Source organism: Candidatus Methylomirabilota bacterium (assembly GCA_035936835.1).
Classification (GTDB): Bacteria; Methylomirabilota; Methylomirabilia; order Rokubacteriales; family CSP1-6; genus AR37.
This window is the reverse complement of the sequence record DASYVT010000070.1, coordinates 1-14724: the sequence shown is the minus strand read 5'-3', so window position 1 is coordinate 14724 and position 14724 is coordinate 1. Positions and strand designations below refer to the sequence as shown.

Sequence of the window (14724 nt, the reverse complement as noted above, 5' to 3'; positions counted from 1 at the left end):
GACTACCGTGAAGCGCAACCGCGCGGCGATCGACTCGCTCGCCTGGAGACCCCGGGTGCTGCGCGACGTCTCCAAGGTGGACCCCTCGTCCACCTTCCTCGGCAGGCCCGTGCGCATCCCCGTGATGCTGGCGCCGGTGGGATCGGTCGAGAGCTTCGCGCCCGGCGGCGGCGCGACGGCGGGGAAAGCCTCCGGCGCCTTCGGCGTGCCGCACATGCTCTCGAGCGCCTGCAACCCGGGCCTCGAGGCGACGGCGGCGGCGGCCGACAACTACCGCATCTTCCAGCTCTACGTGCGCGGCGACGACGCCTTCGTGGACGACCACGTCAAGCGCGCGCTGGACCACGGCTACCACGCCTTCTGCATGACGGTGGACTCGGCGACCTACAGCCGGCGCGAGCGCGACCTCGACAAGCGCTTCGTCAAGCCGTGGCGCGTCAAGGCGACGGGCATGGAGTACCAGGCCGCGCTCTCCTGGGACCAGGTCAAGCGCTTCAAGGACACGCACGACGTGCCGCTGATCCTGAAAGGCATCGCCACCGGCGAGGACGCGGCGCTGGCCTGCGAGCACGGCGTGGAGGTTGTCTACGTATCCAACCACGGCGGCCGCCAGCTCGACCACGGCCGGGGCTCGCTCGACGCGCTTCCCGAGGTGGTGGCGGCCGTCGCGGGCCGCGCCGCCGTCATGGTGGACGGCGGCTTCATGCGCGGCACCGACGTGGTCAAGGCGATCACGCTCGGCGCGCAGTGCGTGGGGCTCGGCAGGCTCCAGTGCCTGGGCCTGGCGGCCGCGGGACAGGCCGGGCTCGAACGCGCGCTCGAGATCCTCGAGGAGGAGATACGGATCTGTCTGGCGCTCCTCGGCGTGACGGGCTACGGCCAGCTCGACGCCTCGTATCTCCACGAGGCGCGGTCCGTCACCGAGCCCGGCGCGCTCTCCGCCTTCCCCCTACTTTGACGGTAGAATCGCGGCCTAGGGAGGACTCGATGACGACATCGACCGGCACGCTCCAGATGCGCAGGCTCCACCCCAGCTTCGGCGTCGAGCTGTCGGGCGTGGAACTCCGCCAGCCGCTCGATGACGGCACGTGGGCGCACATCTGGGAGGCCTTCAACGAGCATTCCCTGCTGGTCTTCCACGGCCAGCCGCTGACGGACCCCGAGCAGATGCGCTTCAGCCTGCGCTTCGGCCCGCTCGAGACGACCGTCAAGACGCTGGGCAAGGAAGACCGCCTGCACCCGAACCTCGTCGAGCTGGCCAACGTGGACGAGGACGGCAAGCTCATGGACTGGACGGACCGCCGCATGGTCTACCAGAGCGGCAACCAGATGTGGCACACCGACTCGTCCTTCAAGCAGGTACCGGCCCAGGCGTCGCTCCTCTCCGGCCGCCAGGTGCCGCCCGAGGGCGGCGAGACGGAGTTCGTCTCCTGCCGCGTCGCCTGGGAGGCGCTTGCCCCCGAGATGCAGAGCCGGCTCGAGGGCAAGGTCGCCATCCACTCCTTCGCGTACTCGCGCGGGCTGCTCGACCCGACGCTGCTCGGTCCCGACGTCCAGCAGGCCCTGCCGCCCGTGCGCCAGGCCCTCGTCCGCGCCAATCCTCTCAACGGTAAGAAGACCGTCTACATCGGCGCGCACGCCTCGCACATCGAGGGTATCCCAGTGGAAGAGGGGCGCGCGCTGTTGAAGGAGCTGCTCGACGTGGCCACGCGCCCTGAGCGCGTGTACCAGCACGCGTGGCGCCAGCACGACCTCGTCATCTGGGACAACCGCTGCCTGCTCCACCGCGGCCGTCTCTGGGACGCCAAGCGCTACGCGCGCGTCATGCACCGAACCACCGTCGCCGGCGAGGGACCCACGGCATGAGCGGCGCGACGATGATCACGGCCCTGAACCCGGTCGGCTTCGCCCCGAAGGTGACGCGCAAGGCGTTGGCGCCCCGGCTGGACACGCTCGAGGGCAAGACCGTCTACCTGGTGGACTGTCGCTTCGACGATTCCGACGTCTTCCTCAAGCAGATGCAGGCGTGGTTCGGAGCGCACATGCCGGGTGTGCGCACGGTCTTCAAGCCGATCTCGAGCGTGTACCTGCACGACGACCCGACGACCTGGGAGGAGATCAAGGCGAAGGCGCACGCCGCCATCCTCGGCGTCGGCCACTGAAGCACCTGCGCGCCGGCGGTCGCCGCGCACGCGATGACGATCGAAGCGACGTACGGAGTCCCCGTCGTCGCCCTGCACACGGATAAGTTCGACAAGGTCGTACGTTCAGTCTCTGCCGTGAACGGGATGCCGGGGCTCCGGCAGGTGTTCGTCCCCCAGCCCATCATGGGCAAGACGGCCGCCCAGCTGCGCGCGTACGTCGACGGCACGGATCCCATCACCGGCCGCCCGGTCATGCAGGAGGTCGTCGAGGGGCTGACCCAGCCGCTCGACGAGATAGATCTGGGCCCGGTCGAGTTCGACCGCTCGACGCCCAGACTCGTCGAGCCCGGCACGGAGGAGCAGCTCCACCGTCTCTTCCTCGACAACAACTGGACGGACAAGCTGCCGATCGTCCTGCCGACCGAGGAGCGCGTGGCGGCGATGCTGGCCGCGACGCGCCGCAAGCCTGATGAAGTCGTCGGGCGCATGCGCTCGACCCACTTCCGCGAGTACTGGGAATACACGGTCGAGAAGGTCGCGGTGAACGCGGTCATGGCGGGGGCGCGGCCCGAGTACTTCCCGGTGATCCTGGCGCTCGGCGCCACCGGCGTGACAGCGCGTGGCAGCAGCTCGAGCGCGGTGGCGGCCATGGCCGTCGTCAACGGACCGATCCGCGAGGAGATCGGGATGAACGCGGGCACGGGCGCGCTCGGTCCGTACAGCCACGCCAACGGCACCATCGGAAGAGCCTACGGCCTCCTCTCCCAGAACGGCCAGGGGGGCTCCGTGCCGGGGCACAGCTACATGGGCAACCAGGGCAACAACTACGCCTACAACAGCGTCACCTTCGCCGAGAACGAGGAGCGGAGCCCCTGGGAGCCCTTCCACGTCCAGCACGGCTTCAAGCCGGGTGACAGCGCGGTGAGCGTCTTCAGCGGCTGCCGCTCGACCGCCTTCACGCTCGGACTCCGCGAGAAGCACTGGCGCGAGCACGTGCGCAACATGCTGCGCGGCATGGACCCGCATGGGCCGCCCACCCTCCTGCTGGATCCCATCGCCGCCCGCCAGTTCATCGATCGCGCGGGGTTCACGAAGAAGGACGCGCTCATCGACTGGCTCTACGACAACGCCACGATGCCGGCCGGGGAATACTGGGACTACCAGCTCATCCAGAACTACATCTATCCGCGCGCAACCTTCGGCGAGGAGCCGTGGGCGTCCAAGCTCAAGGCCGCGCCCGACGAGCTGATCCCGATGTTCCGTCGAGAAGACATCCACGTCGTGGTCGTCGGGGGCGAGACCAACGGGTACTGGCGCATCATGGGCTGCAACTACCAGAAGACCGTCTCGATCGACGAGTGGCGGTAGCGTGATCTTCGCGATCGGGCTGCTCGCCGCTCTGCTCGCGATCGCGACGCCCGCGTGGGCCCAGCAGACGGTCAGGATCGGCACCACGCCGGCCGTCACCTTCGTCGTCCTCTACGGCGCCGAGCATCTCGGCTACTTCAAGGCCGAAGGCATCACGCCCCAGTTCGCGGACTTCGAGGGCGGCGCCGAGGTGACGACGGCAATGGTCGGCGGCTCCATCGACTTCGCCGGCACCTACGTCGAGCGTCCGATGATCCTGGCCGAGAAGGGCTTCGGATCCAAGAACCTCCTCGCCATCCTCAACCGGAACCCGATCTTCCTGGTGCTTCGAAAGAACCTGCCGGCCACCGACGTGAAGGGGCTCAAGGGCACCAAGCTCGGCATGACGCGCGCCGGGAGCGCCACCGACCTGGCGCTCCGCGCGCTCCTGAGGGACTCGGGGCTCGAGCCGGACCGCGACGTGGCCGTCATCGCGGTCGGCAGCTCGACCTCGGCCGCGGCCGCGCTCCGCGCAGGGCAAATCGACGGTTTCATGGGCGGCGAGCCCGGCGGCGCCGTCATCGTCCACCAGCTCAAGATCGGCCGGTATTTCATCGAGCCCCTGCGCGACCAGGGACCGAAGTTCCTCCAGTACATGACCTTCCCGACGTTGCAGGCAAGCGACCGCTACATCCAGGCCAATCCGCAGATCGTCGAGCGCGTGGTGCGCGCCGTGGTCAAGACGCAGAAGCGCCTGCGGGAGGATCCCGAGGCGGGTGTGCGGGTGGCGCAGAAGATCTTCCCCACGCTTGACGTCGAGCTGATCCGCGGCATCATCGCTCTCCAGCGGGCTTCGTACCTCCCGGCCATCACCGAAGAGGCGATGCGCACCGTCAACCAGTTCCAGAAGCAGGCGGGCGTGGTGAAGAGCGATTTCGCCTACGACAAGATGGTGGCCGTCCAGTTCAAGCCGCTCTGGGATCAGTAAGGGAGAATCCGCATGAACATTGAGCGTCTGAAGATGCCTCTCGGCGAAGCCATGTTCACCCAGCGCTCGATGCGGAAGCTCCGGCCCGACCCAATCCCGGACGAGGACATCCGCCTGATCCTCGAGGCCGCGGTCAAGGCACCCAACGGCGGCAACCACCAGACCGGGCGCTTCCTCGTGGTCACCGACCGGCAGAAGATCCGCGAGTTCGGCGCGCTCTACCGGGAGGCATGGTGGGCCAAGCGGAAGGACGACCACGGCTGGACCGGGCCCCAGGACGTCCCGCCGGGGGAGAAGAACTATGCCTCTGCCATGGGGCTCGCCGATGCAATGAAGGAGGTCCCCTGCATCGTCTTCGCGCTCACGGAGCCGACCGGCGGAGCCACGTCGGTCATCCCGGCCTGCCAGAACCTCATGCTGGCGGCCCACGCGCTGGGGATCGGCTCGCTCCCGACGACGCTCCACGCCACGGTCATGGACCGCTTCCGCGCGCTCTTCGCCATCCCGAAGGAGCTGACCTTCCACTTCTGCATCCCGCTCGGCTATCCGGCCGTCAAGTACGGGCCGAGCCGGCGCAAGCCCATCGAGGAGACCACCTCGTGGAATAGCTGGAAGGGACGCGTGCCGTGGGCGTGACGCGCAAGCCCGCGCTTAGCCTGGCCGCCGCGCCGGGGCGGCGGCGCGCCACCATCGAGGTCGCCCAGCGCTTCGAGAAGGAGGGCTTCGCCGGCATCTACTGCCCGAGCTTCGGCGACGGCCTGGGGCTCTGCGAGGCGCTGGCGCTCGAGACCAAGGAGATCCAATTCGGGACGTCCATCGCCAACATCTACTCGCGCCATCCCCACGACTACGCGGCCACCGCCGCGTTCATCCACGAGGTCTCAGGCGGGCGCTTCCGCTTCGGGATCGGCGTCAGCCACGGGCCTACCCTAGCCCGACTCAAGGTGAGCGCCGGCAAGCCCCTCGAGGACATGCGCCGCTTCGTCGCCGAGCTCGGCGCCGGCGCCAAGCAGGCGGGCGCGCTGCCTCCCATCGTGCTGGCGACGCTCAGGCAAAAGATGGTCGCCCTGGCCGGCGAGATCGCCCAGGGCGCGGTGTGGGCCAACGCGGCGCGCTCTCACATGGCCGCGTCGCTCAGCCAGCTCCCGGCCGCCGCGCGCAGCGACCCCGGCTTCTTCGTCGGCAACATGCTGCCGACCTGCATCGACAACGACAAGTCCGCGGCCGCGGCCGTCAACCGGCGGACACTGATAAGCTACGTCAAGCTCCCCAACTACCAGAACTACTGGATCGAGGCCGGCTTCGAGGACGAGATGCTGGCGATCCGGAAGGCCATCGCCGCCGGCGAGGAAGACCGCATTCCCTCGCTGATGTCCGACCGCTGGCTGTCCGAGGTCACGCTGTACGGCAGCGCCGCGGAGGTGCGCGATGGCATCGAGGCCTGGTACGCGGCGGGCGTCAACACCCCGATCGTCGTGCCGTCCTCCACGAAGGGCGGCCAGATGGTCGCCCTCCAGGAGCTCATCGAGCTGTACCGCTGACCGAGGACCAACAGCCCATGCTGCGCTACGGCTACGAGGCTCCGGCGTTCTCCCTTCCCTCGACGAGCGGCCGCGACATCTCGCTGGCCGAGTTCAAGGGCGCGTCCGACGTCGTGCTGCTCTTCTACTGCTACGACTGGGGGAACATCTGAACGCCCGAGCTCCGCGACCTCGGTGAGGTCGCCGGCGAGCTGCAAGCCAAGGGCGCCGTCGTGCTCGGGATCAGCGGGGACACGCCCTTCTCGCACGCCGAGTACCACCGGCGGCACGCGCTGCCGTTTCCGCTCCTGAGCGACGTGCACCGGAGCGTGATCCAGGCCTACGGCGTCTGGGACGAGGAGCGCAACGTCGCCTACCGCTCGACAGTCGTCGTGGACCGCGAGGGGAAGCTTCGATGGTTGCAATCGGGCGACCGGCTGATGACCCGGAGCGGCGCCGAGATCCTGCGCGTCCTCGACTTGATCCACCGCCTCCGCACGTCGGGCTAGCAACGATTGTTCCCATGCTGTATCGGTTTCTGGGCATTGGCGCGCTTCGCCGTCGGCGCTACGCAGGAGCATGGGCCGTGCAAGCGGGCGCTATCAACCCCGTCACGCGGAAGCGAGCGTGCTCCACGGGGTCATCCGGGAGCGCCTGGATGAGTTCCTGCCCGCCGCCGCCGATCGGGCAGACGGCGCCGGCCTGCCCGAGTTTATCGCGCGGGACTTTCGTAAGTTCCTGACCTGCGGGGTGCTGGCCCACGGTTTTGCCCGGGTGCCCTGCGTGCGTTGCGCATTTGAGCACCTGCTGCCGTTTTCCGCCGTGCAGCGCTTCGGCGGCGGGCTCAACCTGAACGTGCACTTTCACACGCTGGCCCTCGACGGGGTGTTCGTCCGGTCCCCGGCCGGGCGGCTTGCCTTCCACCCAGCGTGTGGGCCGAGCGACGCCGAGGTGGCGAAGGTGCTCGGCACGGGCCGAGCGGATCCGCTCGCCGAAGCCTCCTTCGCGCTCGCCGGCATCGTGGGCGCCTCCGTGCAGGCGCGCGTGGCCCTGGGCGCCCGGGCGGGAGCGCCGGTGCGCCGGGTGGGCGACGGGGTGCGCCAAGCGCGCGGCGGTGCGGGTGGCCCGCGCCACGCGCACCTGGAGGGATTCGATCTGCACGCGAACGTGTGGGTGGGGGCCCACGACCGGGCCCGGTTGGAGCAGGTGTGTCGCTACGTGCTGAGGCCGCCGCTGGCCGAAGATCGGCTCCGGCTCCTTGGCGACGGCCGTGTGCGGCTGGAGCTCAAGCGCCCCTGGAGCGACGGGACGACGTATCTGCTCTTCGAGCCGGTGGAGTTTCTCGAGAAGCTGGCGGCCCTGACGCCGCGGCCCGAGATCAACCTGGTTCTCTATCACGGCGTGCTGGCCCCCGGCGCGCGCTGGCGGCCGGAGGTCGTCGCCTATCGCCGTGCGGAGAGTGATGGGGCAACAGGTCCGAGCGCGGCAGCGGGGAGGGCGGGGCCGGGAGGTTGGGGCGGCGAGCGGCCCCGCTACTGGACGTGGGCGGCGCTGATGCGACGGGCCTTCGACCTCGACGTCCTGCGCTGTCCGCGCTGCGCCGGGCGGATGCAGCTGATCGCAACGATCGACGACCCCGCCGTGATTCAGAAGATTCTCGCCCGCCTTGGCCTCCCGGGCACGCGGGAGGATCCACGGCCGCCGTTGCCCCTGACCGCGGCAGGAGCCGAGCAGCCGACACTTCCCGGCGTGACCGTCTAGGCCGTACCGGGGCCGGAGCGGCCGCAGACGTCTGCCCTGATGTTCCCTGAGAGGGGCCCACCCTGTGATTCAGGGTCCCGATTTGACCTCTGATCCCCGCTCTGGCAGGATCGGCGCGAGGTGGAAGGGGGTTTATCCGCGCTGTGCCACGGCAGACCCCGGGGGAAGACTCTCGGGCGAGGCGGGCCATGGCTGACAATGGGGGTTATGTTATCTACGCTCTCGCCTCTCTACGACGGGGCGCCTCTTGTTTGGAGATCGGCGAAATGTGAGTAAGTGACGATAGTCAGGCGCGATGAGGGACTCTTGGGGCGCTGCCTGGTGCTACGTTCTGCCCCATTTTGCAAGGGCGCCAAGCGTAACCATGACCACTTGCGACCATCTATGCCGAATCATAACCCACAGACCGCTGGTTCAAATCCAGCCCCCGCAACCAGAGAAAACAAGGGCTTCGGAGAGATTCTCCGGAGCCCTTACTGTTTTCATTGTGACAAGGTAGACCCGGGGGGAAGTCCCTCGGGCTCAGCGGGTCATGACTGAGAACGGGTGTTACCTACGCTCCACGCGGAGGAGACGCGAGGGCTGATCAGTTGCACTCCGCCGGGATCGCGAGCGGGTTCCGCGCCGGACCCTGCGGACAGTTGACGAGCCAGTAATGCAGACCCGTGGACTCGCCCAGTCCCAGCGTGAAGCCCAGCGACTTCTCGTAGAAGTGGAACAGCCTCCCATCCTCGGCAAAGATGCCGCTGTGCAGGGCGGGCTCACCGTCCGGATAGAAATGGTGCAGGGACGGTGTCTTGAACGTGCCCACCTGCACGGATTTGCCGGTGACGGGATCGGTCACCGCGGTGAGCCCCGCCCCGGCATCCTCGGGCCCGCTGCTGCCGTCGGCCTGGCGGAAGCCGAAGTCGTACGCGGCGTCCGGATGCAGGACGTTCGTCCTGATCTTGTTGTCCGTGAAGAACGGGGGCACGTGACAGCTGACGCAGGTCTTCCCGGCCGCCAGCAGGCCCTGTGTCGAGACCGATCGCCCGAAGAAGACGTCGGCACCGGTCTTGATGCGAGCGAGGGTCGCGGCATCTAGCGTCGGCGGGGGTGGGGGCGCCGCGTGGGGGTCCGGCGTTGTTGGGCTGCGGCTGATGACGAACGCCGCCAGCGCGGCGAGCTTGGCCTGATCGACGGGATTGTTAAGATTGTTAGGATCGATGTGACCGGCCATCTCCACCGGGCTGTTGATGGCGCTCGTCGCCGCCGATTTGATCGCCGCGATGATCGAGGCCTGGTTGCCCAGCACTCCGCCGTGGCGGCCGTCCCAGCCGAGCGGGACGTTGAACTGGACGTTGAGGAGGTTCGGCACCTGGCGCGCCCCGACGAACGTTCCGAGCTGATTGGTGATCATCACGGCGTGCGTTCCGCGATCCGTCCGGTTACCCGGATGGCAGCCGTTGCAGCTCGCGAACAGGCCGTTCGGGTTCGCCTGGTTGAAGGCGATCGTGCTGTTGAACAGGCACTGCCCGAACTTGACGTCCTGGTCGGGGGGAACGACTTGGAACTTGTTTCCGACCTTCACGGTGCTCGGCGCACACGGCTTCGGCGTCTCGCTGTCCGCCGGCACGGTCTGGAGCATCCCTGTCACGGCCACCGCCAGCGCGACCCGCAGGGCCAGCCTTCCCAGTCTTCCGCTCATCGACGCCTCCTCCAATACGTGGTTGCCAGGGAAGACGCAACTTCCGCGCCAATACCCCGAGCTCGCCGCAGGCACAGTACCATAGACCTTTAGCGGCACCTCGCAGGTTTCTGGCCGCTTCCGTGACACATGACGTCAGGCTGGTGACATTTGTGTGCGCACACATTGACACAGAACGCCGCCGGTGGAGTTTCCTGCGGCGTGCCGAGTGTATCTACCGCAGTAGGGGCGCGACCTCGAGTTCGACGTGACCGGGGCTGGTATGGCGAACGGTCGAGGTGAAGCGATACCCCGTCGTCCACGCGGGGGTGGCGTGGGCCCACACGATGGAGACCCCGTCTCTGGCCGGCTGCACGCCCGCCGTGCCGTCGACCAGCCGCGGGAACCCGTCGAGCGAGATCTCGTACGCGACGCTCTCTGCGGTCGCCGCGCTCGCATCCGTGGGCAGCGGCGGATCGAACCCTAGACAAAGGACGCGACCTGCATCGCGATGCTCGTAGCGGCGAAGACGACCGTTGACGTCCAGCTCGGCCACGACCGCGTTACCATCGGCGGTCGTGTCCCTCTCGTTGAGGGGGCCGCCGCCAGCGACGCCGCGGCGGTGCAGCAGGCGGCCGTTCCCCGTTGTGAATCCGGCGGCCTTGGGCTCCATCCGCCAGGTGCCGTAGGGAAGCGCCGCCACGAAGATGTTGCGGGGTGCTCCGGCGACTGGTCAAACTGGTCTGGATCAGCACTTCGAGGAGCGGGAGGCAGATCTCAACTAGGCGGTCTGTGCCGGGCGGATGCAGCTCATCGCCACGATTGAGGACCCGGCCGTCATTCAAAGGATCCTCGCCCATCTCGGGCTCCCGGGCACGCGGGACGACCCGCAGCCTCCGTGGTCCATGACTGCGGAAGAAGCCGAACAGCCGACACTCCCCGGCGTGACCGTCTAGGCGGTGCCGGAGGCCGGGGCCGCCGCGGACGTCTGCCCGGCCGGTGCCTGATGATCCCGTGGAGGCCTCCCACCCTGTGATTCAGGACCCCGATTTGACCGCTGATCCTCGCTCTGGCAGGCTCGGCCCAGGTGGGAGGGGGATTATCCGCGCTGTGCCAAGGAAGGCCCGAGGCACACCCCGGGGAAGGCCCTCGGACGAGGCGGGCCATGACTGAGAATAGCCTTTATATCGCCTACGCTCCTTCAGGCTTGGCTAGCAAACCACTCAGGACCCGAAACCGAATGTCGCGACGACGAACGTGACACCCATCGCAAACGCACACGTCATCCATCTACTCATTGCAGAACCTCCCGGCTGGTGTGGGGCAACCACGTTAGCAGTGTCACGAGCGCAATGCGTATTGGACCTAGGTCCACTGGGCGTGCGAGGACGCAGGGACTGTCGGCTTCACTATGTTCCGAGGACCTTCTTCACCTGGCCGATCTTTTTCTGAACTTTGCCGACCACCTTTTCAACTTTACCTTCGGCCTCCAAGTCGGGATTGTTTGTGAGCTTGCCCACCTTCTCCTTGACCGCACCCTTCACTTCGTGGATCTTGCCTGCCACCTCATCCTTGGTACCTGGCTTCATGGGCTTCTCCTTTGTCGCGATAAGAAGTCCGAGCGGCCTTACGGTCACCCGCCGCTAGCTTGAGGCTAATGTCCCGCGGCCGGGACCTCCTCGTGGTTATCTCCTTCCACTCTAAGGCCGGGCCGAAGCGTCGCCTAGTAGACCTTGGTCCAGTGCAGGTGACTTTGCTTTGGCTCGGTCCATCCCACATGGACGCGGGCGTCTTTCGCGAACACGGGCAGCCCTCGCCCCGGATGCTCAGCTCACTTGAGGCTGTGACAAGGCGGATTCCGAGGGAGGACCCGGCCCCGCGGGCCCCGCCGGGTGGACTAAGGTCCAATAGCCAGGTTCCGAGGACGTCGATTAGCCTCAGACTGTGCTGGCACCTTCCTTACTTACTTGCGCGCTTCAAGCGGATGTCCGATGCAGATTGTCCAGACTAGGCGACGGGAGGCGATGATGAAGGCATTGGTGTTCCACGGTCCCGAAAAGCGCTCGTGGGAAGAGAAGGGCAAGCCGGCGGTGAAGGAGTCGACCGACCCGATCGTGAAGATCGCCCAGACCACGATCTGCGGCTCCGATCTCCACATCATGAAGGGCGACGTCCCGTCGGTGACCGACGGCCGGATCCTCGGTCACGAGGGGGTCGGCGTGGTCGACGACGTCGGGAAGGGGGTATCGAGGTTCAAGAAGGGCGACCGGGTCCTCATCTCTTGCATCACCTCGTGCGGGAAGTGCGTCAATTGCAAGAAAGGGATGTACTCCCATTGCGACAATGGCGGCTGGATTCTCGGGAATACGATCGACGGCACGCAGGCCGAGTACGCCAGGATCCCGCACGCGGACAACAGCCTCTACGCGGTCCCCGCGGGCGCCGACGAGGAGGGACTCGTGATGCTGAGCGACATCCTGCCGACCGGGTTCGAGTGCGGTGTGCTCAACGGCACGGTGAAGCCGGGCGACACGGTCGCGATCGTCGGCACGGGGCCGGCCGGCTCGCCGCGTTGATGACCGCCCGATTCTACTCGGCCGCCGAGCTGATCATGATCGATCTCGACGACAACCGTCTCGAGGTCTCGCGGAAGTTCGGCGCAACCGAGCTGGTCAACAGCGGCGACGGCAAGGCGGCGGCTCGGGTGATGGAGCTGACGCAGCAGCGCGGGGTCGACGTGGCGATCGACGCGGTCGGCGTGCCGGCGAACTTCGATATGTGCCAGGCGATCGTCGCGGCTGGCGGTCACATCGCGAACATCGGCGTCCACGGCAAGCCGGTCTCGCTGCAGCTCGAGCGGCTCTGGTCGCACAACATCACCCTGACGACGAGGCTCGTCGACACGACGACGACCGCGATCCTCTTGAAGACCGTCAGCGCCGGGAGCCTCCGCCCTGCCGAGCTGATCACGCACCGCTTCGAGCTCGATGAGACGATGAAGGCGTACGACACCTTCGGCAATGCGTCTCGCGAGCAGGCGCTCAAGGTGCTGATGAGCGCCAAGGGCTGATGATGCGCTCCGGCAATGGGTCAGGGGCGCAATCAGCGAGGCAGGCGATTGTCAGATTTTGAAATGCTACATGAAGATGCGGCAGCCCTCGTTGAATGGCGAGGAGGGCTCTGGAGCAATGTATGAATGCAAGACCTGAGGCTGACCCTCCACTCGACGTGGTGGCATGGACTGCCCCACAGAGAGATCACGCGCTCAAGAGCACAAGTAGAAGGGGGCCAGCCATGAACGCGTGAGCGCCTCGTCCTTTGCCCGTGCCTGGTTGGAGAACGCGTGGCTCACTCAGCAGCGTAAGAGGGAGGACAAAATGGGTCCATATCGGAAATCCCGGGGCAGATGGCGTACCCACTTCAACTCAGAGAGCTCATGGAGACAAGCCATGGGGTCCCTTCCTTCCTCGCGATCCGGAAGAATCTCTATCGTCACCCCCATTGTTCTCCTACTGGGCGTGCTCGTTGTCGGAGGCGCATTGCTCTATGGGCGCACCGGCGGGGCATCACTATGGGAGACGCTCCGCTCGGTCAAAGACACCTCGCAGGATGCGGCGACGACCTCCAAGGTCAAGACCGCGTTACTCCTCTCCAAGCACGTCTCGACGTTCGACATCAAGGCCACAACAAGTCAGGGTGAAGTCACCTTGACTGGAGAAGTCCCGACCGAGGGAACTCGGAGACTCGCCGGCGCTATTGCGCAGGACACCTCGGGCGTTGCGCAGGTCCGCAACAATCTCACCGTCAACCCCGGCGCCGAGCGTAACTCAGACATGGCGAACCTCGGCGAGCGCGTGGCGGACCTGGAAATTAAAACGATTATCATTGATCAACTCGCCCAGAATCCTGAGCTGAAGGACAAGGGCCTTACGGTTCAGGTCACCAAGCGGATCGTGACGCTAGATGGGACCGTTGACTCGCCCGCGCAGAAGCGCGCAGCCGATCAAATTGCGATACAGGTGTCTGGGGTGCAGGGCCTCGCAGGCCAACTCATTGTGACGAATACTCAGACGAGTCCGGAAAGTGCGGACGATAAATTGGCACGGGGTGTCGAGTTTGAGCTGTATTCGACAAGGGCCGTGTCGCTCAAGAACGTTCAGATCCGTTCACAGGGCGGCACGGTCATATTGACTGGCGCTGTCACATCGCGCGCGGAGAAACTGCTGGCGGAACGGGTGACCCAGTCTGTCCCAGGAGTGAAGAGAGTCGTCAACAATCTCAATGCACCAGAAGAGCTATCACGATAGATGCGGTTGTTCTGTCGCGCTGCAGCATGCATGGCGGCTTATGCCGCCACCAAGGCGGGTGTGAAAAGACATCCGCCATGCTCGCTGGGGCGCAGTAGTCACAAGCTGAAAGGAGTCGTTCGATGCTACTACTAATTCTTCTTCTGCTCCTGTTGTTCGGCGGAGGCGGCGGCTATTACGAGTATTCCAGATGGGGGAGAGGTGGGGGCCTGGGGGTCGTCGGGACGGTCCTGCTCATCGTGGTGGTCTTGTACCTCGTCGGCGCGTTGCGTTGACCTCTTCAGGATCCGTCGGAAATCTGGGTAAGGTGGTCTTTGGAAATGCACTCACGGTTGAGTAAAGGGAGGTTTCAGATGGTCATGATCTTTCGCTGTTTCCGAAGGGTGAACGTGTGGGCAGTCGCTTTGTTAGCGGCCGGGGCCGTTGCCTCCTGTGCAGAGTTGCCCTCGTCGCAACAGCCGGTGCAGTCGAGCAACCCGAGCGTCACCTACAACTACCGGACCGACCAGGAACTGCTTCAGGCCAACCAGAACGCGACGGCGTATTGTAGTCAATATCAAACTGCCCCGCGAACCGCGAACATCACAAACAATTCAGACGGCAGCAAAGCCGTGGTCTTTGAATGCGTGCGGACCACGTTTCCCGCGCCGCCACCGACCCCTCCCAGCCTGAGCTACACGTATCGGACGGATCAGGAGTTGGTGCAAGCGTCGCAGACTGCTGGCGCCTACTGCCTGAAATACGGCTCGCAGCCGATGACGTCGAGCATAGTGACCAACCCGAACGGAACCAAGACCGTGACTTTCCAATGTGGCCTACGTTGAGCTGGCCCTCGGGCGCGTAGACGACGTGGAGCTCCGCGAGGAGCGCGTCGATGGGGCCGTGTGGCGCCGTCACGGCGAACGGCGCTCCTGCATTGTGATCACTGCGATGTCCAGTCGCCCACCTCCGGCATGTTCGTCGCCGTGTCTGGCGATGACTCCTTGTGCTT

General features: G+C 66.2%; 14 protein-coding genes and 2 pseudogenes. 13 read left to right on the top strand and 3 right to left on the bottom strand.

Annotated elements, in window-relative coordinates; genetic code table 11:
• From VGV06_06380 to VGV06_06335, 10 genes and pseudogenes are all read left to right on the top strand, one after another.
• The coding region (locus VGV06_06380) for an alpha-hydroxy acid oxidase (GenBank protein ID HEV2054785.1) at positions 1–958 on the top strand (958 nt) is incomplete at its 5' end.
• Positions 959–987: 29 nt separating this feature from the next.
• Positions 988–1866 carry a TauD/TfdA family dioxygenase gene (locus tag VGV06_06375; GenBank protein ID HEV2054784.1) on the top strand — a complete coding sequence of 293 codons (879 nt, stop codon included), beginning with the start codon at positions 988–990 and terminating at the stop codon, positions 1864–1866.
• A complete protein-coding gene (locus VGV06_06370; protein HEV2054783.1) occupies positions 1863–2162 on the top strand; it encodes a hypothetical protein in 300 nt (99 codons plus the stop codon). Before VGV06_06375 ends, VGV06_06370 begins: the two co-directional genes overlap by 4 nt.
• 33 nt (positions 2163–2195) lie before the next feature.
• Entirely contained in the window at positions 2196–3512 is a 1317-nt protein-coding gene (locus tag VGV06_06365; protein ID HEV2054782.1) for a UGSC family (seleno)protein, read from the top strand.
• A gap of 1 nt (position 3513) precedes the next feature.
• Positions 3514–4479, top strand: a complete 966-nt coding sequence (locus VGV06_06360; GenBank protein ID HEV2054781.1) for an ABC transporter substrate-binding protein — start codon at positions 3514–3516, stop codon at positions 4477–4479.
• A 12-nt stretch (positions 4480–4491) separates the two neighbouring features.
• On the top strand, positions 4492–5115 hold the full coding sequence (locus VGV06_06355; protein ID HEV2054780.1) for a nitroreductase family protein: 624 nt from the start codon (positions 4492–4494) through the stop codon (positions 5113–5115).
• A complete protein-coding gene (locus tag VGV06_06350; GenBank protein ID HEV2054779.1) occupies positions 5106–6020 on the top strand; it encodes an LLM class flavin-dependent oxidoreductase in 915 nt (304 codons plus the stop codon). The genes VGV06_06355 and VGV06_06350 overlap by 10 nt, the downstream gene beginning before the upstream one ends.
• Before the next feature lie 17 nt (positions 6021–6037).
• Positions 6038–6172, top strand: a complete 135-nt coding sequence (locus VGV06_06345) for a redoxin domain-containing protein (protein ID HEV2054778.1) — start codon at positions 6038–6040, stop codon at positions 6170–6172.
• A 15-nt stretch (positions 6173–6187) separates the two neighbouring features.
• Positions 6188–6508: pseudogene (locus VGV06_06340) on the top strand (peroxiredoxin family protein).
• A 118-nt stretch (positions 6509–6626) separates the two neighbouring features.
• Positions 6627–7760: a transposase gene (locus VGV06_06335; GenBank protein HEV2054777.1), complete on the top strand. Its 1134-nt coding sequence runs from the start codon at positions 6627–6629 to the stop codon at positions 7758–7760.
• Positions 7761–8346: 586 nt separating this feature from the next.
• On the opposite strand, the gene VGV06_06330 is transcribed toward VGV06_06335, so the two are convergent.
• The 3 genes from VGV06_06330 to VGV06_06320 all read right to left on the bottom strand — a co-directional run bounded on the left by VGV06_06330 (position 8347) and on the right by VGV06_06320 (position 11015).
• Positions 8347–9447, bottom strand: coding sequence for a cytochrome c peroxidase (locus VGV06_06330; protein HEV2054776.1), 1101 nt, complete (start codon positions 9445–9447; stop codon positions 8347–8349).
• 214 nt (positions 9448–9661) lie between these two features.
• The gene (locus VGV06_06325) at positions 9662–10129 is read right to left on the bottom strand and encodes a hypothetical protein (GenBank protein HEV2054775.1); all 468 of its coding nucleotides are present in this window, start codon (positions 10127–10129) and stop codon (positions 9662–9664) included.
• A 706-nt stretch (positions 10130–10835) separates the two neighbouring features.
• Positions 10836–11015: a CsbD family protein gene (locus tag VGV06_06320; protein HEV2054774.1), complete on the bottom strand. Its 180-nt coding sequence runs from the start codon at positions 11013–11015 to the stop codon at positions 10836–10838.
• A gap of 438 nt (positions 11016–11453) precedes the next feature.
• Between VGV06_06320 and VGV06_06315 the strand changes: the two are divergent.
• The 3 genes and pseudogenes from VGV06_06315 to VGV06_06305 all read left to right on the top strand — a co-directional run bounded on the left by VGV06_06315 (position 11454) and on the right by VGV06_06305 (position 14557).
• A pseudogene (locus tag VGV06_06315) lies at positions 11454–12496 on the top strand (zinc-dependent alcohol dehydrogenase family protein).
• A 469-nt stretch (positions 12497–12965) separates the two neighbouring features.
• On the top strand, positions 12966–13733 hold the full coding sequence (locus tag VGV06_06310) for a BON domain-containing protein (GenBank protein HEV2054773.1): 768 nt from the start codon (positions 12966–12968) through the stop codon (positions 13731–13733).
• 353 nt (positions 13734–14086) lie between these two features.
• Complete coding sequence (locus tag VGV06_06305; GenBank protein HEV2054772.1) at positions 14087–14557, top strand: hypothetical protein; 471 nt, start codon at positions 14087–14089, stop codon at positions 14555–14557.
• The last annotated feature ends 167 nt before the right edge of the window (positions 14558–14724 follow it).

What these genes read in the sequence shown, in the direction of transcription:
- VGV06_06375 (HEV2054784.1), top strand. Translation starts at nt 988, where the DNA reads ATGACGACATCGACCGGCACGCTCCAGATGCGCAGGCTCCACCCCAGC.
- VGV06_06370 (HEV2054783.1), top strand. Translation starts at nt 1,863, where the DNA reads ATGAGCGGCGCGACGATGATCACGGCCCTGAACCCGGTCGGCTTCGCC.
- VGV06_06365 (HEV2054782.1), top strand. Translation starts at nt 2,196, where the DNA reads ATGACGATCGAAGCGACGTACGGAGTCCCCGTCGTCGCCCTGCACACG.
- VGV06_06355 (HEV2054780.1), top strand. Translation starts at nt 4,492, where the DNA reads ATGAACATTGAGCGTCTGAAGATGCCTCTCGGCGAAGCCATGTTCACC.
- VGV06_06345 (HEV2054778.1), top strand. Translation starts at nt 6,038, where the DNA reads ATGCTGCGCTACGGCTACGAGGCTCCGGCGTTCTCCCTTCCCTCGACG.
- VGV06_06330 (HEV2054776.1), bottom strand. Translation starts at nt 9,447, where the DNA reads ATGAGCGGAAGACTGGGAAGGCTGGCCCTGCGGGTCGCGCTGGCGGTG.
- VGV06_06320 (HEV2054774.1), bottom strand. Translation starts at nt 11,015, where the DNA reads ATGAAGCCAGGTACCAAGGATGAGGTGGCAGGCAAGATCCACGAAGTG.
- VGV06_06305 (HEV2054772.1), top strand. Translation starts at nt 14,087, where the DNA reads ATGGTCATGATCTTTCGCTGTTTCCGAAGGGTGAACGTGTGGGCAGTC.